Origin of the sequence: Pseudomonas kitaguniensis (assembly GCF_009296165.1) — a bacterium.
GTDB classification, from domain to species: Bacteria; Pseudomonadota; Gammaproteobacteria; order Pseudomonadales; family Pseudomonadaceae; genus Aquipseudomonas; species Aquipseudomonas kitaguniensis.
Genome location: NZ_VUAZ01000075.1, coordinates 1 through 23,495 on the forward strand (window position 1 = coordinate 1; position 23,495 = coordinate 23,495).

Sequence of the window (23,495 nt, forward strand, 5' to 3'; positions counted from 1 at the left end):
GCGCCCGCTGCGTGCGGGCGCCATGCTTTGGCAACTTGCCCAGATGCTTTGGGTTGGCGGCGTGTGGTTGTTACACATTGGCATACTGCCGGCGCTGGGCCTGATTGGTTTGGCGCCGTTGCTGATCGATGAGATCGATGGATTGCTGAGCGTGCTGCTGGTGAGCTTTGCGGCGGCGTGCGTCACGCTCCAGGTGCTGGTGCTGATCAAGGCCGAGGGCATGGAGAGTTTGTGGCGGGATATTCGCGGCCAGCTGCTGTTGATGGCGCTGTATGCATGCGCAATGTTTTGCGTGGTGCATGTATGGCTGCCGCAAGCGTTGCGCTGGCAGCTGTTCAGCTATCTTGTGCTAGGGTTTGCAGGCCTGGTGCTGGTTATGCAACCGGCGCCGGGATGGAGTGGCGGGGCACGCGAAGCGCGCCCGTAACCCTTGTTGTCATTTGAGCGTTATCACTTGAAGCGATGAACGTTCGACAACTGCTTGTTGGCGCTGAAGTTCTTGCGATACAGCAGCGCCATCTTGCCGATGACCTGAACCAGGTCTGCTTTGCCGACCTTGCACAGTTCTGCAATGGCGGCCAAGCGCGCTTCGCGGTCAAGGATGTTGACCTTGATTTTGATCAGTTCGTGATCGCCCAATGCGCGTTCAAGTTCGGCTAACACACCTTCAGTCAAACCGTTGTCTGCCACAATCAAAACTGGTTTCAGATGATGGCCAATGGATTTGTACTGTTTCTTCTGCTCTTGAGTGAGCGGCATAATCTGACCCCTGCGTCTGATCTTGTAAAAAGCGGCGGCCAGTTTACCCGAGCGAGTCCGGGACCGCCCAGTTAATCACGACCCGTTTTATTTTCGAGGTGGCCCGTGGCCCGTTCCAAAACTAGCCTTAAGTGGCTGCAAGAGCATTTCAACGACCCTTACGTCAAAATGGCGCAAAAGGACGGCTACCGCTCCCGTGCGAGTTACAAGCTGCTTGAGCTGCAGGAAAAGGACAAACTGATCCGCCCTGGCATGACGGTTATCGATCTTGGTGCCGCGCCTGGCGGTTGGTCGCAGGTGACCAGTCGTCTGATTGGTGGTCAAGGGCGTTTGATCGCTTCCGATATTCTGGAGATGGACAGCATCTCTGATGTGACCTTTGTTCACGGGGACTTCACTCAGGACGCCGTCCTGGCTGAAATTCTCGCGGCGGTGGGAAATTCGCAGGTAGACCTTGTGATTTCCGACATGGCCCCCAATATGAGTGGATTACCGGCCGTTGATATGCCACGAGCGATGTTCCTGTGTGAACTTGCACTGGACTTGGCGGGTCGAGTACTGCGTCCGGGCGGTGATTTTTTGGTCAAGGTTTTCCAGGGTGAAGGCTTCGACGAGTATCACAAGAACATTCGCAAGCTGTTCGACAAGGTACAGATGCGCAAACCGGACTCTTCACGCGGCCGGTCTCGTGAGCAATATTTGCTGGGCCGCGGTTTCCGTGGCATCGAAGGCGCCGCCAGTGATGAGCGTCTTTGAGGATTTGAAAGGAGGCGATAGGTTTTTTTATATCGCTTTCGTCACGAAGCTTTACGAATATTGTGTAGTCAAAGTTTCACAAAGGGTTACAGACGGCGCCTGCCAGTGTTGTAGGTAATGTAGTAAGTTAGGCCGGTGAATATCATGCGAAGCGCGCGCCAGTAGCGGAGCTTGCTTCAGAGGGTAGTTAATTGAACGATATGGCAAAGAATCTGATCCTGTGGTTGATCATCGCGGCTGTCCTGGTGACGGTGATGAACAACTTCTCCAGCCCTAACGAGCCGCAGACCCTCAACTATTCCGACTTCATCCAGCAAGTTAAGGATGGCAAGGTCGAACGCGTAGCGGTTGATGGCTTCGTGATCACCGGCAAGCGTAACGATGGCGACAGCTTCAAGACCATCCGCCCGAATATCCCGGACAATGGCCTGATCGGCGACCTGGTGGATAACCACGTGGTTGTTGAAGGCAAGCAGCCTGAGCGCCAGAGCATCTGGACCCAGTTGCTGGTTGCCAGCTTCCCGATCCTGGTGATTATCGCCGTGTTCATGTTCTTCATGCGCCAGATGCAAGGTGGTGCGGGGGGCAAGGGCGGACCCATGAGCTTCGGCAAGAGCAAGGCACGCCTGCTCTCCGAAGATCAGGTTAAGACCACCTTGGCTGACGTTGCAGGTTGCGATGAAGCCAAGGAAGAAGTCGGTGAGTTGGTCGAGTTCCTACGCGATCCAGGCAAGTTCCAGCGTCTGGGCGGCCGCATTCCTCGCGGTGTGCTGATGGTGGGTCCTCCGGGTACCGGTAAAACCTTGCTGGCCAAGGCGATTGCTGGCGAAGCCAAGGTGCCTTTTTTCACTATTTCCGGTTCTGATTTCGTAGAAATGTTCGTCGGCGTCGGTGCGAGCCGTGTTCGCGACATGTTTGAGCAGGCCAAGAAGCACGCGCCGTGCATCATCTTCATCGATGAGATCGACGCAGTGGGTCGCCATCGTGGTGCTGGCATGGGCGGCGGTCATGACGAGCGTGAGCAGACCCTCAACCAGTTGCTGGTTGAGATGGACGGTTTCGAAATGAATGACGGCATCATCGTCATTGCCGCAACCAACCGTCCGGACGTACTGGACCCTGCATTGCTGCGTCCAGGCCGTTTCGACCGTCAGGTGGTGGTGGGTTTGCCGGACATTCGTGGCCGCGAACAGATTTTGAAAGTACACATGCGCAAAGTGCCAATGGGTGACGACGTGGCTCCTGCCGTCATTGCCCGTGGTACACCTGGTTTCTCCGGTGCTGACTTGGCTAACCTGGTGAACGAGGCTTCGTTGTTCGCAGCCCGTACCGGCAAGCGCATTGTTGAAATGAAAGAGTTTGAGCTGGCCAAAGACAAGATCATGATGGGCGCCGAGCGCAAATCGATGGTCATGTCCGAGAAAGAAAAGCAAAACACCGCCTATCACGAAGCGGGTCACGCCATTGTTGGTCGCGTTGTGCCTGAGCATGACCCGGTCTACAAAGTGTCGATCATTCCTCGTGGTCGGGCGCTGGGTGTGACCATGTTCCTGCCGGAAGAGGATCGTTACAGCCTCTCCAAGCGTGCACTGATCAGCCAGATCTGCTCGTTGTACGGTGGCCGAATTGCTGAAGAGATGACCCTTGGTTTCGACGGTGTGACCACAGGTGCTTCCAACGACATCATGCGTGCCAGCCAGATTGCACGAAACATGGTGACCAAGTGGGGCTTGTCGGAAAAACTCGGTCCTTTGATGTATGCCGAGGAAGAAGGCGAAGTGTTCCTTGGGCGGGGCGGTGGCGGTCAAAGCGCCAGCTTCTCCGGTGAGACAGCCAAGCTGATCGACTCCGAAGTGCGCAGTATCATTGACCAATGCTACGGCACGGCCAAGCAGATCCTGACCGACAACCGCGACAAGCTGGATGCCATGGCTGACGCGCTGATGAAGTACGAGACCATTGATGCCGATCAGATTGACGACATCATGGCAGGTCGTACACCGCGCGAACCTCGCGACTGGGAAGGTGGCTCGGGTACATCGGGCACTCCGCCGGTGGTTTCGAACGAACGCCCTGAAGCCCCGATCGGTGGCCCTGCAGCTGATCACTAAGGTTTGAAATGACTTCTGCGTTGTCCTCAACCCGGTTGCCTTGCGGCAACCGGGTTCTTGATTTGGCCCATACACATGTCATGGGCATTCTTAACGTAACCCCCGATTCATTCTCCGACGGTGGCCGATTCGGTCAGCTGGATGCCGCATTGCGTCATGCCGAGGCAGTGGTTGCGGCTGGCGCTACGTTGATTGATGTCGGTGGTGAGTCGACCCGGCCCGGCGCTCGCGTGGTTTCTCCTTTGGAGGAACTGGAGCGGGTGGCGCCGGTTGTCGAGCGTATCGCGCGTGAATTGGATGTGATCATCTCGGTTGATACATCAACCCCTGCAGTGATGCGCGAGACAGCGCGCCTGGGGGCGGGGTTGATCAACGATGTGCGCTCGCTTCAACGCGACGGTGCCCTGGATGCTGCAGCAGCAACCGGTTTGCCGGTGTGCCTGATGCACATGCTCGGTGAGCCCGGCAACATGCAGGACAGCCCGCATTACGACGACCTTGTTGGCGAGGTGAGTGGGTTTCTTGCGCAAAGAATGGCTCAATGCGCCAAGGCAGGAATTGCTGCCGAAAAGATCATCCTTGATCCCGGGTTTGGCTTTGCCAAGACCCTTCAACATAATTTAAGTCTGTTCAAGCACCTGGAGTCCTTGCATGCTTTGGGCCGGCCCTTGTTGGTCGGCGTTTCGCGCAAGAGCATGATAGGGCAGGCCTTGAACCGTCCAGTGGGTGAGCGGCTATACGGCGGCTTGGCGCTTGCGGCGCTTGCCGTGACCAAGGGCGCACGTATTTTACGTGTGCATGACGTGGCCGAGACGGTCGATCTAGTGCGTATGATCGCTGCTGTAGAATCAGCCGAATAAGAATGATGGAGTACTTATGACAAAGAAATATTTTGGCACCGACGGTATCCGTGGTCGGGTCGGCGAATTCCCGATCACCCCTGACTTTATGCTCAAATTGGGCTGGGCAGCGGGCATGGCGTTTCGCAGCATGGGCGCGTGCCGCATTCTGGTCGGCAAGGACACCCGGATTTCGGGGTACATGTTTGAGTCGGCTCTGGAGGCCGGCTTGTCCGCCGCAGGTGCTGATGTAATGCTGCTCGGCCCAATGCCGACGCCTGCGATCGCCTACCTGACGCGTACCTTCCACGCTGAAGCCGGTATTGTGATCAGTGCCTCGCACAACCCGCATGATGACAACGGTATCAAGTTCTTCTCGGGTCAAGGCACCAAGCTGCCGGACGAGATCGAGCTGATGATCGAAGAGCTGTTGGATGCGCCGATGACGGTGGTGGAGTCGAGCAAGCTGGGCAAAGTATCGCGGATCAACGACGCGTCTGGTCGTTATATCGAATTCTGCAAAAGCAGCGTGCCCAGCAGCACCAATTTTGCCGGTTTGAAGATCGTAGTCGACTGCGCCCATGGTGCGACTTACAAGGTCGCGCCGAGCGTATTCAAAGAGCTGGGCGCGCAGGTAACCGTGCTCTCCGCTCAGCCAAACGGCTTGAACATCAATGATAACTGCGGCTCCACTCACATGGAGCAGTTGCAGGCGGCGGTTCTGGCCGAGCACGCCGATTTGGGCATCGCCTTTGATGGCGACGGCGATCGCGTGCTGATGGTCGACCACACCGGTACTGTGGTTGACGGTGATGACCTGCTGTTCATCATCGCTCGCGACCTGCACGAGCGGAACAAGCTGCACGGCGGTGTCGTCGGAACATTGATGAGTAACCTTGGGCTTGAGCTGGCATTGGCAGACCTTGGGATTCCCTTTGTCCGTGCCAACGTCGGTGACCGTTATGTGATCGCGGAGCTGCTGGAGCGTAACTGGTTGGTCGGCGGCGAGAATTCGGGGCACATTGTGTGCTTCCAGCACACCACCACGGGTGACGCAATTATTGCGGCGCTGCAAGTGCTGTTGGCGTTGCGTCGTCGCGAGGAGAGCCTGGCTCAGGCGCGCCAAGCGCTGCGCAAGTGCCCGCAAGTGCTGTTGAATGTGCGTTTTGCCGGCGGCGAAAATCCGATCGAACACCCTGCCGTCAAAGAGGCTTGCGAGCGTGTGAACCTGGCAATGGCGGGGCGTGGGCGGGTGTTGTTGCGCAAGTCTGGCACAGAGCCTCTGGTGCGCGTCATGGTCGAAGGTGAAGACGAAACACAGGTTCGCGGCCATGCCGAAGACCTGGCAAAACTGGTAACTGAAGTTTGCGCCTGAATTCGGCTTGCCAGTGATGATGCGGTTGGGTAACATCTGCGCCCACTTTGACCGACGAGGTACAGCATGCGTCGCACTATGGTAGCTGGTAACTGGAAGATGCACGGTACCCGCGCCAGTGTCGCTGAGCTGATCAACGGCCTTCGTCACTTGGCCTTGCCTGGCAGTGTTGATGTTGCGGTTTTTCCGCCTTGCTTGCATATCAGCCAAGTGGTTGATGGTTTGGAAGGCAAGTCGATCCAGGTCGGCGCGCAGAATTCTGCGGTAGAGCCCATGCAAGGTGCGTTGACCGGTGAGATTTCGCCGAGTCAGCTGGTTGATGCGGGTTGTGCATATGTACTTGTCGGGCACTCCGAGCGCCGTCAGATGATGGGCGAGCGTGATGAAACGCTCAACCGCAAGTTTGCAGCAGCACAGGCTTGTGGTCTGACTCCGATACTGTGCATAGGGGAAACCCTTGAGCAGCGTGAGTCGGGCAAAACGCTTGAAGTTGTCTCGCGTCAGCTGGGCAGCATCATCGAGGAGCTGGGTGTGGGTGCGTTTGCAAACGCAGTAATTGCTTACGAGCCGGTCTGGGCCATTGGTACCGGGCTGACTGCTACACCGCAACAGGCGCAGGATGTGCACGCAGCCATCCGCGCTCAGTTGGCGGCAGAGAATTCTGAGGTCGCACAAGGTGTGCGGCTTCTATACGGCGGCAGCGTGAAGGCGGCCAATGCGGTCGAACTGTTCGGCATGCCGGATATCGATGGGGGGCTCATTGGTGGAGCTTCCCTGAATGCAGATGAGTTCGGTGCGATTTGTCGCGCCGCGGGAAACTGAAAAAATGCTGGAAACAGTCGTAGTCGTTTTTCATCTGTTGGCTGCCCTGGGCGTAGTTGCCCTGGTTTTGCTGCAACAGGGTAAAGGTGCGGATGCTGGTGCGTCTTTCGGTGCAGGTGCTTCAAATACTGTATTCGGAAGCCAAGGTTCCTCTACCTTTCTTAGTAAGTTTACTGCTATACTTGCCGCCGGTTTCTTCATAACCAGCTTAGGGTTAGGTTACTTTGCTAAAGAGAAAGCTCATGTGCTGACTCAAGTAGGTTTGCCAAACCCGGCAGTGTTGGAAGTACCCAAAGCAAAACCGGCTTCTGATGATGTCCCGGTGCTTCAAGAGCAAAAGTCGGCTACTCCAGCGACTGACGTACCTCCAGCTCAAGAGCAGAAGTAAGAAGGGTTGTAAGCGCTGTATTGCCGAGGTGGTGGAATTGGTAGACACGCAACCTTGAGGTGGTTGTGCCCATAGGGTGTAGGGGTTCGAGTCCCCTTCTCGGTACCAATTATCAGGAGAGCCCGCTGTTGCGGGCTTTCTTGTAGGTGGAAGGTTACATTGACCCTGTAAGGGATCGGTCGTATACTTCCGCCCCAGCTTTGTCGCGGGGTGGAGCAGTCTGGTAGCTCGTCGGGCTCATAACCCGAAGGTCGTCGGTTCAAATCCGGCCCCCGCAACCAGTTTTAGCGGAGCCCCTTTTAAGGGGCTTTTTGTTAGCTGGACACTTTCAACGCCGCTGTTCGACGGCGTTTCAAGGATGGGCGTTTCGCCCATTTTTTTATTTTGCACAGCATGCACATACATGCACGAGGGGGTTCAGGTGTCGAGCAAGCTAGAAGAGTTGCAGGCCTTGCTGGCCCCGGTGATCGTGGCCCTAGGCTATGAATGCTGGGGTATTGAGTTTTCGGCTCAAGGTCGCCACTCAATGTTGCGCGTTTATATCGATAAAGAGGGCGGCGTGCTGGTGGACGATTGTGCCATTGTCAGCCGTCAGATCAGCGGTGTGCTGGATGTTGAAGATCCAATCGCTGTTGAATATACCCTCGAAGTTTCCTCGCCAGGCATGGAACGCCCACTGTTCACTATTGATCAGTTTGCAAAATTTGCCGGTGAACAAGTGAAGATCAAGCTGCGATCGCCATTCGAAGGGCGACGCAATTTTCAGGGCCTTCTGCGCGGTGTAGAAGAGCAGGATGTCGTGGTGCAGGTAGAAGACCATGAGTTCCTGTTGCCGATCGATATGATCGACAAGGCCAACATTATTCCCAGTTTTGACTGAGACGCGGATCCCGCGGATCCAATGGCTTGCGAAAGGCGAGGCGTACGATGAGCAAAGAAGTACTGCTGGTTGTTGAGTCGGTATCCAATGAAAAGGGCGTACCGGCAAACGTGATTTTTGAAGCGCTGGAGCTGGCCCTGGCCACTGCTACCAAAAAGCGTTTTGAAGACGAAGTGGATCTGCGTGTGGAAATCAACCGCCACACCGGTGCCTATGAGACTTTCCGTCGTTGGACGGTCGTCGAAGAAGCCGATCTTGATGATCCGGCCATCGAAACCTGGCCAAGCAAGGTTGCCGAAACGCATCCTGGCTCCAGCGTTGGTGATGTAGTCGAAGAAAAGATCGAGTCTATCGAGTTCGGCCGCATTGCTGCACAGACCGCCAAACAGGTCATCGTGCAGAAGGTTCGCGAAGCTGAACGCGCTCAAGTCGTTGACGCTTATCGCGAGCGCCTGGGTGAGATCATCTCCGGCACCGTGAAAAAAGTCACCCGCGATAACGTGATCGTCGATTTGGGTAACAACGCCGAAGCGTTGTTGGCTCGCGAAGACATCATTTCTCGCGAAACTTTCCGTGTTGGCGTGCGTTTGCGTGCGCTGCTCAAGGAAATCCGCACCGAGAACCGCGGCCCTCAACTGATCCTGTCGCGTACCGCGCCGGAAATGTTGATCGAGCTGTTCCGTATCGAAGTGCCGGAAATTGCCGAAGGCCTGATCGAAGTCATGGCTGCGTCCCGCGACCCGGGTTCGCGCGCCAAGATCGCGGTTCGGTCCAAGGACAAACGCATCGACCCGCAGGGCGCTTGCATTGGTATGCGCGGTTCGCGCGTCCAGGCAGTGTCGGGCGAATTGGGCGGTGAGCGTGTGGACATCGTGCTGTGGGACGATAACCCGGCGCAGTTCGTGATCAACGCCATGTCGCCGGCTGAAGTGGCGGCAATTATCGTTGACGAAGATGCCCATGCAATGGACATCGCCGTTGGCGCAGACAATCTGGCTCAGGCCATTGGTCGTGGTGGTCAGAACGTGCGTCTGGCCAGCCAACTGACCGGCTGGACCCTGAACGTGATGACCGAATCGGACATCCAGGCTAAGCAGCAAGCTGAAACCGGTGACATCCTGCGCAACTTCATCGACGAGCTGGAAGTCGACGAAGATTTGGCGCAGGTGCTGGTAGATGAAGGCTTCACCAGCCTGGAAGAGATTGCCTACGTACCGTTGGAAGAAATGCTCAACATCGACGGCTTTGACGAAGACACCGTCAACGAGCTTCGCGCTCGGGCCAAGGATCGTTTGTTGACTAAAGCCATCGCTACTGAGGAAAAGCTGGCAGACGCCCATCCGGCCGAAGACCTACTCTCGCTTGAGGGTATGGACAAGGATTTGGCGATGGAACTGGCGGTGCGCGGCGTAATTACCCGCGAAGACCTGGCCGAGCAGTCTATTGACGATCTGCTCGACATCGACGGCATTGACGATGATCGTGCCGGCAAGTTGATCATGGCCGCCCGAGCCCATTGGTTCGAGTAACTAGGCGCGGCCTGAGGAGAGAAGTGCATGACGCAAGTCACGGTGAAACAACTGGCCGATGAGGTCAAAACACCGGTAGAGCGCCTGTTGCAGCAGATGCGTGAGGCAGGTCTGCCGCACACCGCCGCCGACGAAGGTGTGAGCGACAGTGAGAAGCAGTCTTTGCTGACTCACTTGAAGAGCAGCCACAAGGCGAAAGTGGAAGAACCGCGCAAGATTACATTGCAGCGCAAAACCACCAGCACCCTGCGTGTTGCTGGTAGCAAAAGCATCAGCGTTGAAGTACGCAAGAAGAAAGTCTTCGTACAACGCAGCCCGGAAGAAATCGAAGCCGAGCGCAAACGCGATCTGGAAGAACGTCGTGCAGTAGAAAATGCTGCTCGTCAGAAGGCTGAAGAAGAAACCAAGCGTCGCGCCGAAGAAGAAGCGCGTCGCCAGCCTACTGCCGCGCAACCTGCTGCTGACGCAGTTGCCGCGCCAAGCGCTCCTGTTGAAGCTGTGCGTGAGGCCGCTCCGGTTGCCGCCGCTCCAGCGCCTGCAGCAGACGCCCGCAAGCGCGACGAACCTCGTCGCCCGGACAAACCTCGTGCCGACGACAACAATCGTCGCAGTGGCGGTGGTGATGGTGAGCGTAAAAACGCTCCGCATCGTGCTTCGGTCAAAGAGAAAGCGCCTGCTCCACGCGTTGCTCCACGTACCACCGACGAAGAAAGCGACAGCTTCCGTCGTGGTGGTCGCGGCAAGGCCAAGCTGAAAAAGCGCAACGCTCACGGTTTCCAGAGCCCAACCGGCCCTGTCGTGCGTGATGTGCAGATCGGCGAGACCATTTCTGTTGGCGATCTCGCCAATCAGATGTCGGTCAAAGCGGCTGAAATCATCAAGTTCATGTTCAAACTGGGTACTCCAGCGACCATCAACCAGGTGCTTGATCAGGAAACTGCTCAACTGGTAGCCGAAGAACTGGGCCACAAAGTGACCCTGGTCAGCGACACTGCCCTGGAAGACTCCCTGGCCGAGTCCCTGAAGTTTGAAGGTGAGACGTTCTCCCGTGCGCCAGTCGTGACCGTAATGGGCCACGTTGACCATGGTAAAACGTCGCTGCTCGACTACATTCGTCGTGCCAAGGTAGCTGCTGGCGAAGCCGGCGGTATCACCCAGCACATCGGTGCGTACCACGTTGAAACCGAACGCGGCATGGTCACCTTCCTCGACACCCCGGGTCACGCCGCGTTTACCGCAATGCGTGCCCGTGGTGCCAAGGCGACTGACATCGTGATTCTGGTAGTTGCAGCGGACGACGGCGTAATGCCGCAGACCATTGAAGCTGTCCAGCACGCCAAGGCTGCTGGTGTTCCACTGGTTGTTGCAGTGAACAAAATCGACAAACCGGGCGCCGATCTTGATCGCATCCGTAGCGAGCTGTCGGTTCACGGCGTGACGTCCGAAGAGTGGGGCGGTGATACGCCATTCGTTTCGGTTTCGGCGAAAGTCGGTACCGGTGTAGACGAATTGCTCGAAGCGGTCCTGCTGCAAGCTGAAGTACTCGAACTGAAAGCAACCCCTTCGGCCCCAGGTCGCGGTGTTGTGGTTGAATCGCGTCTCGACAAAGGTCGTGGCCCGGTTGCAACTGTTTTGGTTCAAGACGGTACTCTGCGCCAAGGCGACATGGTGCTGGTCGGTTCGAACTATGGCCGCGTACGTGCCATGCTCGACGAGAACGGCAAGCCAATCAAGGAAGCCGGTCCTTCCATCCCTGTCGAGATTCTCGGCCTGGACGGTACCCCGGACGCTGGCGACGAGATGAGCGTGCTGTCGGACGAGAAGAAAGCCCGTGAAGTGGCTCTGTTCCGTCAAGGCAAGTTCCGCGAAGTCAAATTGGCTCGCGCTCACGCCGGCAAGCTGGAAAACATCTTCGAAAACATGGGCCAGGCAGAGAAGAAGACGCTTAACATCGTCCTCAAATCTGACGTCCGTGGTTCTCTCGAAGCGTTGAACGGCGCCTTGAATGGCCTGGGTAACGACGAAGTGCAAGTGCGTGTTGTCGGTGGCGGCGTAGGTGGTATCACCGAATCCGACGCCAACCTGGCACTCGCTTCCAACGCTGTACTGTTTGGCTTCAACGTGCGTGCCGATGCTGGCGCTCGCAAGATCGTCGAGCAGGAAGGCCTGGACATGCGTTATTACAACGTCATCTACGACATCATCGAAGACGTCAAGAAAGCCCTTACCGGCATGCTTGGCAGCGACGTTCGGGAGAATATCCTGGGTATCGCCGAGGTGCGTGACGTGTTCCGCTCGCCGAAGTTCGGCGCGATCGCAGGTTGCATGGTTATCGAAGGTGTTGTGCACCGTAACCGTCCAATCCGCGTACTGCGTGAAGACATCGTTATCTTCGAAGGCGAGCTGGAATCCCTGCGCCGCTTCAAAGACGACGCTTCCGAAGTGCGTGCCGGCATGGAATGCGGTATCGGCGTCAAGAGCTACAACGACGTCAAAGCTGGCGACAAGATCGAAGTTTACGAGAAGGTCCAGGTTGCTCGTAGCCTCTAACTCTCGCACTTCAGGAGCCACGCAGTGTGTGGGCATGCAAATGCCCCGCGCAGCGTTCGGACTCTAAACGCAACGCCCGGTCTGGCTTTTGTCAGGCCGGGCGTTTGCCGCTTTCAGACCCCACGGGTTTCACCGTGTGGCAGTAACAGGTAACAAGACATGGCAAAAGAATACAGCCGTACCCAGCGTATCGGCGATCAGATGCAGCGCGAGCTGGCCCAACTGATCCGTCGCGAAGTCAAAGATCCACGCGTTGGCCTGGTGACCATCACCGCCGTTGAAGTGAGCCGTGACGTAGGTCACGCCAAGATCTTCATCACCGTGATGGGGCAGGACAGCAGCGAAGAAATCGCGCAAAGCATCAAGGTGCTCAATTCCGCCGCAGGTTTCCTGCGCATGCAGTTGGCCCGTGAAATGAAGCTGCGCAGCGTTCCCCAGTTGCATTTCCACTACGACGAAAGCGTCGTACGGGGTGCGCACCTGTCGGCACTGATCGAGCGCGCCGTGGCGGAAGACAATCACCACCCGTCCACACCTGAAGACGCCAAGGAGTAAGCGGTGGCTCAGGTCAAACGTATCCGTCGCAACGTCAGCGGCATCATCCTGCTCGACAAGCCCATTGGTTTTACCTCCAATGCTGCCTTGCAGAAGGTTCGCTGGCTGCTCAATGCCGAGAAGGCCGGGCACACCGGTAGCCTCGACCCGCTGGCCACCGGCGTACTGCCGTTGTGCTTTGGCGAGGCGACCAAGTTCTCGCAGTACCTGCTCGATTCCGACAAGGGTTACGAAACCCTGATGCAACTGGGCAAAACCACCACCACGGCGGATGCCGAAGGTGATGTTTTGCAGGTTCGCGACGTGACCGTTGGTCGTGCTGATATTGAAGCTGCTTTACCCGGTTTTCGCGGGAAAATCAGCCAGATACCGCCGATGTACTCCGCGCTCAAGCGTGATGGGCAGCCACTTTACAAACTGGCACGTGCGGGCGAAGTAGTGGAGCGTGAACCGCGTTCTGTTACTATTGCGCGCTTGGAATTGCTCGCCTGTGAAGGCGACACTGCCCGCTTGGCCGTGGACTGCAGCAAAGGCACCTATATCCGTACCCTGGTGGAAGATATTGGTGAACAGCTCGGTTGCGGCGCGTACGTTGCAGAACTGCGACGCACACAGGCTGGCCCTTTCAGCCTGGCGCAGACCGTCACGCTGGAAGAGTTGGAAGCCGTACACGCCGAGGGCGGCAATGAAGCGGTTGATCGCTTCCTGATGCCATCGGACAGCGGTTTGCTCGATTGGCCATTGCTGCACTTCTCGGAGCACAGCGCGTTCTACTGGCTTAACGGCCAACCGGTACGCGCCCCGGATGCCCCGAAGTTCGGCATGGTGCGAGTACAAGATCACAACGGTCGCTTTATCGGTATCGGTGAAGTGAGCGAAGACGGGCGCATCGCGCCACGTCGACTGATTCGGTCAGAATGACCGGACGAGTGTGGCTGTTAACAGGCACGGTCAACACTCATTTTTAGATACAGGGATTTGTCCCTGGCCTGTTGAGATCACCCTTTGGGTGGTTTCCTGAAAAAGGATTGCCTCATGGCTCTCGACGTTCAAGAAAAAGCACAAATCGTAGCTGACTATCAGCAAGCTGTTGGTGACACTGGTTCGCCAGAAGTGCAAGTTGCACTGCTGACCCACAACATCAACAAGCTGCAAGGTCACTTCAAGGCCAACGGTAAAGATCACCACTCCCGTCGTGGTCTGATCCGCATGGTAAACCAGCGCCGTAAGCTGCTGGACTACCTGAAAGGTAAAGATCTGGGCCGTTACCAGGCTCTGATCGCTCGCCTGGGTCTGCGTCGCTAATAAGCGATTGCGCTAGAGGTTGGTTGTCTGTCGTGTGTCAGTGGGATTCCCGCTGGTTCATGGCAGGCTCCCAGCCTCAAGTTTTATCTGGATACACGTTTTACCCTGGACCAGGATCGGGCCGATTCCCGACATTGCCCAAGAATTTCGCAAGAAGACAAGTTCCCCAAGAGCCACAAAGAAGGTAGGACACCGTGAACCCGGTTATCAAAAAATTCCAGTTCGGTCAGTCGACCGTTACCCTCGAGACAGGCCGTATCGCCCGTCAAGCCTCCGGCGCAGTGCTGGTTACCGTTGACGACGACGTCACCGTATTGGTGACCGTTGTGGGTGCCAAGCACGCGGACCCAAGCAAAGGCTTTTTCCCTCTTTCCGTTCACTACCAGGAAAAAACTTACGCTGCCGGTAAGATCCCTGGCGGTTTCTTCAAGCGCGAAGGTCGTCCTTCCGAGAAAGAAACCCTGACTTCCCGACTGATCGATCGTCCGATCCGTCCGCTGTTCCCGGAAGGTTTCATGAACGAAGTGCAGGTTGTCTGCACCGTCGTTTCCACCAGCAAGAAAACCGATCCGGACATCGCTGCGATGATCGGTACCTCGGCTGCGCTGGCAATCTCCGGTATTCCTTTCGATGGCCCGATCGGCGCTGCCCGTGTTGCTTTCCATGAAAGCACCGGCTACCTGCTGAACCCGACTTACGAGCAACAGAAAGCATCGAGCCTGGACATGGTCGTTGCCGGTACCTCGGAAGCTGTATTGATGGTTGAATCGGAAGCCAAAGAGCTGACCGAAGACCAGATGCTGGGCGCGGTGCTGTTTGCTCACGACGAGTTTCAGGTTGTGATCAACGCCGTTAAAGAATTGGCTGCTGAAGCTGCCAAGCCGACATGGGCCTGGGCGCCACAGCCTGAAGCCACTGCATTGCTGGGCGCTATCCGTGCCGAGTTCGGCGACGCGATCTCCCAGGCTTATGCCATCACCGTCAAGGCCGACCGTTACGCTCGCCTGGGCGAGTTGAAGGACCAGGTTGTTGCCAAGCTGTCCGGTGAAGAAGGCCAGCCTTCTTCCAGCGAAGTCAAAGCTGCTTTCGGCGAAATCGAATACCGCACCGTTCGCGAAAACATCGTTAACGGCAAGCCACGTATCGACGGTCGCGACACCAAGACCGTACGCCCGCTGAACATCGAAGTCGGCGTTCTGCCGAAGACTCACGGTTCGGCGCTGTTCACCCGTGGCGAAACGCAGGCCCTGGTCGTTGCCACTCTGGGTACTGCCCGTGATGCCCAACTGCTGGACACCCTGGAAGGCGAGAAAAAAGACCCGTTCATGCTGCACTACAACTTCCCTCCGTTCTCGGTAGGTGAGTGTGGTCGCATGGGTGGTGCTGGTCGTCGCGAAATCGGTCACGGCCGCCTGGCTCGTCGTTCGATTGCCGCCATGCTGCCTGCTGCTGACGTGTTCCCGTACACCATTCGTGTTGTGTCGGAAATCACCGAGTCCAACGGTTCCAGCTCCATGGCTTCGGTCTGCGGTGCTTCCCTGGCGCTGATGGACGCCGGTGTGCCGATGAAGGCGCCGGTAGCCGGTATCGCCATGGGCCTGGTTAAAGAAGGCGAGAAGTTCGCCATCCTGACTGACATCCTGGGTGACGAAGACCACTTGGGCGACATGGACTTCAAAGTAGCCGGTACCGCTAAAGGTGTTACCGCGCTGCAGATGGACATCAAGATCAAAGGCATCACCGAAGAAATCATGGAGATCGCTCTGGGCCAAGCCCTGGAAGCGCGCCTGAATATCCTCGGCCAGATGAACCAGATCATTGGTCAGTCGCGTACCGAGCTGTCGGAAAATGCTCCGACCATGATCGCGATGAAAATCGACACCGACAAAATCCGTGATGTTATCGGTAAAGGCGGCGCGACCATCCGTGCGATCTGTGAAGAGACCAAGGCTTCGATCGACATCGAAGACGACGGCTCGATCAAGATCTTCGGCGAAACCAAAGAAGCTGCAGAAGCTGCGCGTCAGCGCGTTCTGGGCATCACCGCTGAGGCCGAGATCGGCAAGATCTACGTCGGTAAGGTTGAGCGCATCGTCGACTTCGGCGCATTCGTCAACATCCTGCCGGGCAAAGACGGTCTGGTTCACATCTCCATGCTGAGCGATGCTCGCGTAGAGAAAGTGACCGACATTCTGAAAGAAGGCCAGGAAGTGGAAGTGCTGGTACTGGACGTGGACAACCGCGGCCGTATCAAGCTGTCCATCAAGGACGTAGCAGCAGCCAAGGCTTCGGGCGTTTAATTACCCGCAAGCTTCACGCTGAAAAGAGGACCCTTCGGGGTCCTTTTTTTACGCCTGCAGAAAATGTCTAAAAATCAGGCGCTTAGTTATATCTAAAAACCGCAACTTGCATGCAGTCATGGCTGCCTTCATGCAAGTTGCACGATTTCGAAAATCCATGATTTTGTTAAGTTGTTGTTTTATAAGGTTTTTTATTTGAAAAGTAACTTGGCACAGTGCCTGCAATATCCCTGTTAACGCTGCAGCATCAAGGTTCACACACTGCAGTCTTTCAATAAAACAGGAGTTACTCGTATGAAGAAGTTCGCTCTCGCTACCGCAACTGCTACTGCTCTGACCCTGGCCATGGCTAACGCTGCCTTCGCCCAGCCTTCCCAGGCGCCTATGACTTTGGCAGCCGGCGAAATGACCCAGGCCAAAGAGTCGACTTCGGACACTTGGATCACTACTAAAGTTAAAGCTGATCTGCTGACCGAGAAAGGCATTCCTGGTTCGGACATCAAGGTTGAGACCAACAAAGGCGTGGTTTCCCTGTCCTCGACAGTAGCAATCTCCGACTCGCAGAAAGCGACCGCTGTAGCGATCACCAAGCGCATCAAAGGTGTAACCGCAGTTTCGGCTGACGGCCTGCTGGCTGGCGGCGCTGTTAAGGCTGACAACATCGACAAATCCAAAGATGCCACTTCGGACACTTGGATCACTACCAAAGTGAAAGCTGATCTGGTCACAGAGAAAGGCATTCCTGGTACCGACATCAAAGTCGAAACCAACAAGGGTGTAGTTTCCCTGTCCTCTTCTGTCGCAGTGACCGAAGCACAGAAAACCACCGCGGTGAATATCACCAAGAAAATCAAAGGCGTTAAAGCTGTATCGGCCGATGGCCTGAAAGCAGAGTAACGCTACATTATTCGTTTGAATCGAACGGCGGCGGCTTAGGGTGAGTTAGATTTCCACCCAACGCACCTCTGGAGTTCATGCGACCGACCACACGGATGTGGTCATTACAGGCCCCGGCACTTGTGTCGGGGCCTGTTCTATTGCGGGGCAGGTATTGCTGTAACCCTCAACTCAAGGTTACAAGGCTGCTGTGGCGAGCGCGCTTGCTCGCCACAGGGCGCAAGACTCACAGCCAGCCGCCGATTACTCGGCGTCCAGGTGCAGTGGCGTAATGACTCGGCCATCCTTCTCGGCTTGCCCCAGGTTGGCGTCAATGAAGTACACCCGGTCATCTTGTAACTGGCCCTTGTCCACCAGGTAGTCCTTGATGGTACTGGCCCGGTCCTGGCCGAGTTGGCGCAGCAGCACATCACTGGCGCTCCAAAACTTGATCACGCCGTCACGCAGCTTCGCGGTGCGCTCGTCACTGCTCAGGTCTTTCCACTGCGCCGGAGGTTGTTGTTTCAGGCGGGTGCGGTAGATACCTTCCAGCAACGGCGCTTTTTCTTTTTCAGGTACTTCCAGCAGCGATGCCTGGGCCGGGACTTTGTCCCCGCGGCGCTGGAGTATCTTGTAGTAGTTGTATTGGTATTCACGCTCAAGACGTTCGGCGGCGATGAACGGGCCATCGCTGCTTGCAGCCGCAGTGCCTTCGATTTCCAGGCGCAGGGTAGGGCGCTCTTTCAGCGCCTTGGCCAGGGTGTTAAGCGCGCCTTCGGCGTCCTTGCTCAAATCGCTGGAGCCCGCAGCGAAAGACACCGTACCGAGGTCTTCCGAGCCGCCACCGCTGACCAGCCCGCCAATGAACTTGAATGGCGACGTAGCCGCGCGCACCACCAGGTTCCGCAGGGTTTGCCACACAATCGGCATCACGCTGAATTGCGGGTTGTTCAGGTCACCCGTCACCGGCAACTCCAGCGAGATTTTGCCGTCGCTGTCTTTGAGCAGTGCAATCGCCAGGCGAATCGGCAAGTCCACCGCATCGGCGCTGTCGACCTTGTCACCCAGTTGCAGCTGTTCAATCACCACTTTGTTCTGCGCCTTCAACTGGCCTTTGGTGATCACGTAGTGCAGGTCGAGGTTCAGGCGGCCCTTGCGGATACGGAAGCCCGCGAACTTGCCGGAGTAAGGCGTCAATGTAGTCAGTTCGACGCGCTTGAAGCTGGTGGCAATATCCAGCGCCGCCATTGGGTTAAATGGGTTCACAGCACCTTTGATAGTCACCGGCGCATAGCGATCCACCTTGCCGTTGATATCGACGCTGGCCGGTTTGGCCTGACGACTATCAATAGTGCCGATCTGCCCGTTGAGTTGTTGAACGGCCGTGGCGAAGTTCGGCGTGAGGCTGAAGTCGGCAAAGTTGGCCGAGCCGTCGTTGATCGCGATTTGCCCGATGTGAATGCCCAAAGGCTTGTCTTTACTGGCGGCAGGTTTGGCTGCCGATGAGCGGCCAATGTCGGCGGGCTGCGGGATCAGCAAGTCGTCGATGTTGGTCGTGCGGTCATCGTTGATCATGAAACGCACATAGGGTTGCAGCAGGTTGACCTTGTCGATCGACACGCTGTCGCCGTGTTGATAGTTCACGCCTTCCAGCACCAGGCGCTGCCACTTGAGGAAGTCGCGGGTCTTGAGGGTGTCGAGGGTGTGCAACTGATCGACCTGAGCATTGCCGGTTACCTGAAGTGCCAGCGGGTCAATGCTTTTCAGGTTCACATTGAGGTTGCTGCCGAGCATGCCACTGCGCAGTTCCAGCCGAATAAACGGGCTGATATACGCCTGCGCTACCCGTAGGTCGATGTCTTGGGTGGTGACGTTGAGCTTGGCACTGACCGGGTTGAGGTTGACCGCGCCGGTAGCCTGAATTTTGCCTTGCTTGCCCAGGCCGGTGTCGAGCTTCAGGTTAAACGGGCTCTGGTTGAGACTGTCGAAGTTCTGCACGTCGACATTCAGCGGCCCCAGTTCCAGCGCTACTGCCGGGTTGGCCTGACGGTCGGCCAAGTGCACCTGATAGTTGCGCAACTGCACATCTTTGAGCAGCACTTGCCACGGTTTGCTCGGCGCCGCAGGTGCAGCTTTGGGCGAATCGGCGGTTGCCGGGGCGGTGGCCGGTTCCGTCGCCCTGGAAGGTTTGCTCGGTTGGCTGGCAAACAGTTTCTGCCAGTCCAGTTGGCCATCGGCTTCGCGGGCGGCCCATGTTTCCAGTTTATTGCTGCGAATCTTGCCGACAATGACCTGCTGCTTGGCCAAATCTACTGTGGTTTCGCTGATGTCCAGGCGTTCCAGGCGTGCCAGCGGGCGACCATCCGGCGCTTTGATCGCGAAGGGCGCGATGCTCGCGGCGGTGTTGGTCAGCTTCAATTCGGTTTGTTTGTCGAGGCTGAAGGTGTAGTCGGTGCTGAAATTCAGTACACCGTTTTCCAGCACCAATGGCACCGCGTCACGTACGTACGGCCACCAGGCTTTCATCTTGCCGTCGGTGACTTTCAGCGTGCCCTTGGACGTGATCGGTACCAGGCTGAAATTACCTTTCCAGTCAATTTGCCCACCCTCCGGGCCTGCGGCCACCAAGGTCATGTCGGCATTATCTTCCGGCAGCGTGCTGAGGTTTTTCAGCTCAAAGTCTAGCGTGTCGTAGAGGAATTCAATCGGTTCACTGGGGCGCAAGTCTTGAAAGTGCACATAGCCGCCCGCCAGCTTGATGCTGTCGATGCGCAATGGGAACGGTTTTGCGTTCGGGTCGGCCGGGGTCGGCTCACTCGGCGGCACCTTGAACAGTTGCGCCAGGTTCAGTTGGCCGGATTTGTCAAACAGCAGCTCGGTCTTGGGTTTATCCAGCTGCACATCGGCCAAGTGCAGGGCACGGGTCCACAGGCTGTCGATCTGCAGGTTGGCATAGAGGCGTTCAAAACCCAGTTGTTCTTTGCCGGGTTCGCCGATTTTCAGGCCCCAAAGGGTCACTTCAAGGCTGAACGGGTTGAGCTCGATACGCTCAATGCGCGCCGGCACTGTGGCGTAATTGGCCAACTGTTGGTTGGCAATGCGAAGGGCGATGCCCGGCAAAATCAAAAAGCCCAGCAAACTGTACAGAGCAAGCGCGACCAACAAGGCGCCGGTGGTGCGAATCAAACCTTTGGGCATGGGTGACGCCAACTATGTCAAACGAGAGTGTCTTGGAGTATGGCACGGGTTTTCGGTTCCGAAGCACCCGGCCTTTTGAGACAAGTCCTACAGTTGCAGAATCAGCGTTTTCAGCGGCGGCTGCTGGTCCTGGGACGGAAAGTCAGCGCCAGGTGCCATGATCTGCCAGTCGCGTACCGGGCGGCCGGCTTTTTCGGCGCAGCGCAGTACCTGTTCACGCCAATCATCCATGCTGACTTTTGCCAAATTATTGCAGCAGATCAGCACGCCATTTTCGGCAGTCGCCAACAGCGCAGGCTTTAGCAAGCTCTGGTAGTCGCGTAGCAGGTCGACGGTGCCGAAGGCGCTCTTGGCCCACGCTGGCGGGTCAAGCAGCACCAAGTCATATTGACGTTGCTCAAGGTGTGGATAGCTCGGCAGCTTATGCCCGCGACGTTGGGTGATCGGCAAGCCCGCGAGTTGGCGAATCGCCGGGAAATAGTCGGACTGCACAAACGCCATGCCCGGCAATTTCGGGTTCAGCAGGCCGTTTTCACGACCGACCGCCAGGTTGCCCTCGGCAAAGTCCAGGTTGCACACCTCACTGGCGCCGCCGGCTGCCGCGCTCAAGCCAACCCCACAGGTGTAGGCGAACAGGTTCAGCACGCTTTTGCCGGCGCTGTGCGCCTTGACCCAGCCGCGCGTGTTGCGCAGGTCGAGGAACAGCAGTGGGTCCTGCCCGGCATGGCGCCCACGGACACGGTAATTGAGGCCCCACTCATGGCCGATCAAGTCTTGCAGTGCCTCGGGTTGCGCCCGGTACACCGTGTCTTCACGGTCGACTCGCGAGTTGCCACGCGAGCGGTCGTTGTACACCAGCAACAACTCCAGGCCCATGAACTGGTTGATCTGTTGGTGCAGGTCCAGCAGGTCCGCTGTTTCCAGCGATTGATGGAAGCTTTGCACCAGCAGTTGCGGGCCGTAACGGTCGATGGTCAGGCCGCCGGCGCCTTCCTGGCTGCCGTGGAACAGCCGGTAGCAGTCGGTGCCTTGGGCATGCAACTCGTTGATCAGGTCTTGGCGATGATTGAGAGCGGCGCGCAGCGCCTGATTCAAAGGAGTCATGAAGCGCGCCTTACAGGGTAAATGTGGGCGCGGAGTTTAACAGCTATGCGGCGCCGGCCACATCAGCCCCGTCCATCGATGGCCACGTTGCGTCGAACTTAGCGCTTCAGGTGTTTGTCGATCAGGCCGTCCACTACGCCGGGTTCGACGGCGTTCATCAACGTCACAAACGCGTAGATGCCTTGGCCTTTGACATCATGCGGATACCCTGCGACGACGGGTAGTCGGCTTGTGAGCTGCGCCGCGCACGGCATCGGCGATGGGGAATGTGCTGGTCGAACATGAGCGGTGCTTATTCTTGTTTTCGGGACACGTCACAAGATGCACGCTGTGGGGGAGGGTTCAATGCCAACGTCCAAACGAACGTTGGCCTTGCTGGCAGGCTTCAGCCGCGGTGACGACCGCGGAAGTAGTTGATCAAGCCCTGAGTCGACGCGTCGTCAGCCAGGGTTTCTTCGGCGCCGGTCAGGCGGTTGTACACGCCTTTGCCCAACTCTTTACCCAGTTCAACGCCCCATTGGTCGAAGGCATTGATGCCCCAGACCACGCTTTGCACAAACACTTTGTGTTCATACATCGCGACCAGTGCGCCCAGACGGCGCGGGCTGATGCGCTCCACCACGAGGGTGTTGCTTGGGCGGTTGCCAGGAATAACCTTGTGCGGTGCCAGCTTCTGCACCTCGGCTTCCGGTATGCCTTTTTCGCGCAGTTCGGCTTCGGCTTCGCTACGGGTTTTGCCCAGCATCAAGGCCTGGCTCTGCGACAGGCAGTTGGCGTACAGCCACTGGTGGTGGTCGGACACCGGGTTGAAGCTGACGATCGGCACGATGAAGTCGGCCGGGATCAGTTGGGTGCCTTGGTGCAGCAACTGGTGGTAAGCGTGTTGACCATTGCAACCCACGCCGCCCCAGATCACCGGGCCGGTATCGGTGGACACGGGCGTGCCGTCCTGGCGGACGCTCTTGCCGTTGGATTCCATGTCCAACTGTTGCAAATGTTTGGTGATGTTACGCAGGTAATGGTCGTACGGCAGGATCGCGTGGCTCTGCGCGCCCCAGAAGTTGCCGTACCACACGCCGAGCAGGCCCAGCAGTACGGGCATGTTCTGTTCGAACGGGGCGTTCTGGAAATGCTGGTCCATGGTGTAGGCACCGGACAGCAGTTCCTTGAAGTTCGACATGCCGATGGCCAGGGCGATTGGCAAACCGATTGCCGACCACAGCGAGTAACGACCGCCTACCCAGTCCCACATCGGGAATATGTTTTCTTCGCGAATACCGAAGGCCACCGCCGCCGCGTTATTGCTCGATACCGCGATGAAGTGGCGGTACAGCTCAGCTTCCGAACCACCCTGAGCCAAGTACAGGCGCGAGCGGCCTGGGCGTTTTTCAGGGTTTCGAGGGTATTGAAGGATTTCGACGAGACGATAAACAGCGTGGTCTCGGCGCGCAGCTTCATCGTCAGCTCGTGGAACTCGCTGCCGTCGATGTTCGCCAGGTAATGGCAGCGCACACCTTTGTGGGCGTAAGACAGCAGCGCTTCAGAGACCAGCTCCGGGCCGAGGAACGAGCCACCGATGCCGATGTTGACCACGTCAGTGATCGGCTTCTCGGTGTAACCACGCCACAGGCCATCGTGGATACGGCCGACCAGGTCAGTGATCTGGTTCAGCACTTTGTGCACGTCCGGCATGATGTTCACGCCGTTGACCGACAGCTTGTCGCCCACCGGGCGGCGCAAGGCGGTGTGCAGCGCCGGGCGGCCTTCGGATGAGTTGACGGGCTCGCCGGCGTACAGCGCGTCGATGGCGCCTTTAAGGTCGACTTCCTTGGCCAGGCCTACCAGCAAGTCGCGGGTTTCGCTGGTGATCAGGTTTTTCGAGTAATCGAGGAAAAGCCCGCAGCTGCTCAAGGTGAACTGTGAAAAGCGCTGGGGATCGGCATTGAACGCTTCGCGCATGCTGAAATCCTGCATGGCTTGGCGATGTTGATTGAGCGCTTGCCAGGCGGGCAGAGCGGTAACGTCATGAGGAGTGCGGTAGTACGCCATCGCTGCGGGTTTCCTTTTATTACGGGGACTGCCTTTAGGACACTTCAAGTGCCGGAACGTCCAGTCTTTCGTCAAGAGTGGGTTCCGCACAGCGCTAGC

At 57.3% G+C, this 23,495-nt stretch carries 18 protein-coding genes, 2 tRNA genes and 1 pseudogene; 17 read left to right on the forward strand and 4 right to left on the reverse strand.

Features of this window, described 5'->3' with window-relative positions:
• The first annotated feature begins 22 nt into the window (after positions 1 to 22).
• Positions 23 to 427: a hypothetical protein gene (locus tag F0169_RS13690; RefSeq protein WP_058412554.1), complete on the forward strand. Its 405-nt coding sequence runs from the start codon at positions 23 to 25 to the stop codon at positions 425 to 427.
• 23 nt (positions 428 to 450) lie between these two features.
• Here F0169_RS13690 and F0169_RS13695 read toward each other — a convergent pair whose 3' ends face one another.
• Positions 451 to 759: a YhbY family RNA-binding protein gene (locus tag F0169_RS13695; protein WP_029298992.1), complete on the reverse strand. Its 309-nt coding sequence runs from the start codon at positions 757 to 759 to the stop codon at positions 451 to 453.
• Between the two features lie 105 nt (positions 760 to 864).
• Between F0169_RS13695 and rlmE the strand changes: the two genes are divergently transcribed.
• From rlmE to F0169_RS13775, 16 genes are all read left to right on the forward strand, one after another.
• A complete protein-coding gene (gene rlmE / locus F0169_RS13700) occupies positions 865 to 1,515 on the forward strand; it encodes a 23S rRNA (uridine(2552)-2'-O)-methyltransferase RlmE (RefSeq protein ID WP_058412553.1) in 651 nt (216 codons plus the stop codon).
• Positions 1,516 to 1,715: 200 nt separating this feature from the next.
• Positions 1,716 to 3,626: an ATP-dependent zinc metalloprotease FtsH gene (gene ftsH, locus F0169_RS13705; protein ID WP_058412552.1), complete on the forward strand. Its 1,911-nt coding sequence runs from the start codon at positions 1,716 to 1,718 to the stop codon at positions 3,624 to 3,626.
• Positions 3,627 to 3,634: 8 nt separating this feature from the next.
• The gene (folP, locus tag F0169_RS13710; protein ID WP_152746827.1) at positions 3,635 to 4,486 is read left to right on the forward strand and encodes a dihydropteroate synthase; all 852 of its coding nucleotides are present in this window, start codon (positions 3,635 to 3,637) and stop codon (positions 4,484 to 4,486) included.
• Positions 4,487 to 4,502: 16 nt separating this feature from the next.
• Positions 4,503 to 5,840 carry a phosphoglucosamine mutase gene (gene glmM / locus F0169_RS13715; RefSeq protein ID WP_099236409.1) on the forward strand — a complete coding sequence of 446 codons (1,338 nt, stop codon included), beginning with the start codon at positions 4,503 to 4,505 and terminating at the stop codon, positions 5,838 to 5,840.
• A 66-nt stretch (positions 5,841 to 5,906) separates the two neighbouring features.
• Positions 5,907 to 6,662 carry a triose-phosphate isomerase gene (gene tpiA, locus F0169_RS13720; RefSeq protein ID WP_152746828.1) on the forward strand — a complete coding sequence of 252 codons (756 nt, stop codon included), beginning with the start codon at positions 5,907 to 5,909 and terminating at the stop codon, positions 6,660 to 6,662.
• A 4-nt stretch (positions 6,663 to 6,666) separates the two neighbouring features.
• Positions 6,667 to 7,050: a preprotein translocase subunit SecG gene (gene secG, locus F0169_RS13725; RefSeq protein ID WP_010206600.1), complete on the forward strand. Its 384-nt coding sequence runs from the start codon at positions 6,667 to 6,669 to the stop codon at positions 7,048 to 7,050.
• Between the two features lie 22 nt (positions 7,051 to 7,072).
• Positions 7,073 to 7,158: transfer RNA gene (locus F0169_RS13730), tRNA-Leu, on the forward strand.
• A gap of 96 nt (positions 7,159 to 7,254) precedes the next feature.
• Positions 7,255 to 7,331 (forward strand) — tRNA-Met (locus tag F0169_RS13735).
• 140 nt (positions 7,332 to 7,471) lie between these two features.
• Positions 7,472 to 7,930 (forward strand): ribosome maturation factor RimP, encoded by a 459-nt coding sequence (gene rimP, locus F0169_RS13740; RefSeq protein ID WP_034117933.1) that lies wholly within the window; start codon positions 7,472 to 7,474, stop codon positions 7,928 to 7,930.
• A gap of 47 nt (positions 7,931 to 7,977) precedes the next feature.
• The gene (gene nusA, locus F0169_RS13745; RefSeq protein WP_058412548.1) at positions 7,978 to 9,459 is read left to right on the forward strand and encodes a transcription termination factor NusA; all 1,482 of its coding nucleotides are present in this window, start codon (positions 7,978 to 7,980) and stop codon (positions 9,457 to 9,459) included.
• Between the two features lie 27 nt (positions 9,460 to 9,486).
• A complete protein-coding gene (infB, locus tag F0169_RS13750) occupies positions 9,487 to 12,009 on the forward strand; it encodes a translation initiation factor IF-2 (protein WP_058412547.1) in 2,523 nt (840 codons plus the stop codon).
• A 159-nt stretch (positions 12,010 to 12,168) separates the two neighbouring features.
• Positions 12,169 to 12,564: a 30S ribosome-binding factor RbfA gene (rbfA, locus tag F0169_RS13755; RefSeq protein ID WP_152746829.1), complete on the forward strand. Its 396-nt coding sequence runs from the start codon at positions 12,169 to 12,171 to the stop codon at positions 12,562 to 12,564.
• Positions 12,565 to 12,567: 3 nt separating this feature from the next.
• The gene (gene truB / locus F0169_RS13760) at positions 12,568 to 13,485 is read left to right on the forward strand and encodes a tRNA pseudouridine(55) synthase TruB (protein WP_058412545.1); all 918 of its coding nucleotides are present in this window, start codon (positions 12,568 to 12,570) and stop codon (positions 13,483 to 13,485) included.
• A 114-nt stretch (positions 13,486 to 13,599) separates the two neighbouring features.
• A complete protein-coding gene (rpsO, locus tag F0169_RS13765) occupies positions 13,600 to 13,869 on the forward strand; it encodes a 30S ribosomal protein S15 (protein ID WP_058412544.1) in 270 nt (89 codons plus the stop codon).
• A gap of 194 nt (positions 13,870 to 14,063) precedes the next feature.
• Positions 14,064 to 16,169 carry a polyribonucleotide nucleotidyltransferase gene (pnp, locus tag F0169_RS13770; RefSeq protein WP_058412543.1) on the forward strand — a complete coding sequence of 702 codons (2,106 nt, stop codon included), beginning with the start codon at positions 14,064 to 14,066 and terminating at the stop codon, positions 16,167 to 16,169.
• Between the two features lie 294 nt (positions 16,170 to 16,463).
• Entirely contained in the window at positions 16,464 to 17,066 is a 603-nt protein-coding gene (locus F0169_RS13775) for a BON domain-containing protein (RefSeq protein WP_058412542.1), read from the forward strand.
• Between the two features lie 243 nt (positions 17,067 to 17,309).
• Here the strand turns inward: F0169_RS13775 and F0169_RS13780 are convergent, their stop codons facing one another.
• The 3 genes and pseudogenes from F0169_RS13780 to pgi form a co-directional block, all read right to left on the reverse strand.
• On the reverse strand, positions 17,310 to 20,243 hold the full coding sequence (locus tag F0169_RS13780; protein WP_152746830.1) for a DUF748 domain-containing protein: 2,934 nt from the start codon (positions 20,241 to 20,243) through the stop codon (positions 17,310 to 17,312).
• Positions 20,244 to 20,330: 87 nt separating this feature from the next.
• Entirely contained in the window at positions 20,331 to 21,347 is a 1,017-nt protein-coding gene (locus tag F0169_RS13785) for a class I SAM-dependent rRNA methyltransferase (protein ID WP_152746831.1), read from the reverse strand.
• 385 nt (positions 21,348 to 21,732) lie between these two features.
• A pseudogene (pgi, locus tag F0169_RS13790) lies at positions 21,733 to 23,396 on the reverse strand (glucose-6-phosphate isomerase).
• Positions 23,397 to 23,495 lie beyond the last annotated feature (99 nt).

Excerpts from the sequence above, each read along its gene's own strand:
- F0169_RS13690 (WP_058412554.1), top strand. The coding sequence starts at position 23 with ATGCTTTGGCAACTTGCCCAGATGCTTTGGGTTGGCGGCGTGTGGTTG.
- F0169_RS13695 (WP_029298992.1), bottom strand. The coding sequence starts at position 759 with ATGCCGCTCACTCAAGAGCAGAAGAAACAGTACAAATCCATTGGCCAT.
- ftsH (WP_058412552.1), top strand. The coding sequence starts at position 1,716 with ATGGCAAAGAATCTGATCCTGTGGTTGATCATCGCGGCTGTCCTGGTG.
- folP (WP_152746827.1), top strand. The coding sequence starts at position 3,635 with ATGACTTCTGCGTTGTCCTCAACCCGGTTGCCTTGCGGCAACCGGGTT.
- glmM (WP_099236409.1), top strand. The coding sequence starts at position 4,503 with ATGACAAAGAAATATTTTGGCACCGACGGTATCCGTGGTCGGGTCGGC.
- tpiA (WP_152746828.1), top strand. The coding sequence starts at position 5,907 with ATGCGTCGCACTATGGTAGCTGGTAACTGGAAGATGCACGGTACCCGC.
- secG (WP_010206600.1), top strand. The coding sequence starts at position 6,667 with ATGCTGGAAACAGTCGTAGTCGTTTTTCATCTGTTGGCTGCCCTGGGC.
- nusA (WP_058412548.1), top strand. The coding sequence starts at position 7,978 with ATGAGCAAAGAAGTACTGCTGGTTGTTGAGTCGGTATCCAATGAAAAG.
- infB (WP_058412547.1), top strand. The coding sequence starts at position 9,487 with ATGACGCAAGTCACGGTGAAACAACTGGCCGATGAGGTCAAAACACCG.
- rbfA (WP_152746829.1), top strand. The coding sequence starts at position 12,169 with ATGGCAAAAGAATACAGCCGTACCCAGCGTATCGGCGATCAGATGCAG.
- rpsO (WP_058412544.1), top strand. The coding sequence starts at position 13,600 with ATGGCTCTCGACGTTCAAGAAAAAGCACAAATCGTAGCTGACTATCAG.
- F0169_RS13775 (WP_058412542.1), top strand. The coding sequence starts at position 16,464 with ATGAAGAAGTTCGCTCTCGCTACCGCAACTGCTACTGCTCTGACCCTG.
- F0169_RS13780 (WP_152746830.1), bottom strand. The coding sequence starts at position 20,243 with ATGCCCAAAGGTTTGATTCGCACCACCGGCGCCTTGTTGGTCGCGCTT.
- F0169_RS13785 (WP_152746831.1), bottom strand. The coding sequence starts at position 21,347 with ATGACTCCTTTGAATCAGGCGCTGCGCGCCGCTCTCAATCATCGCCAA.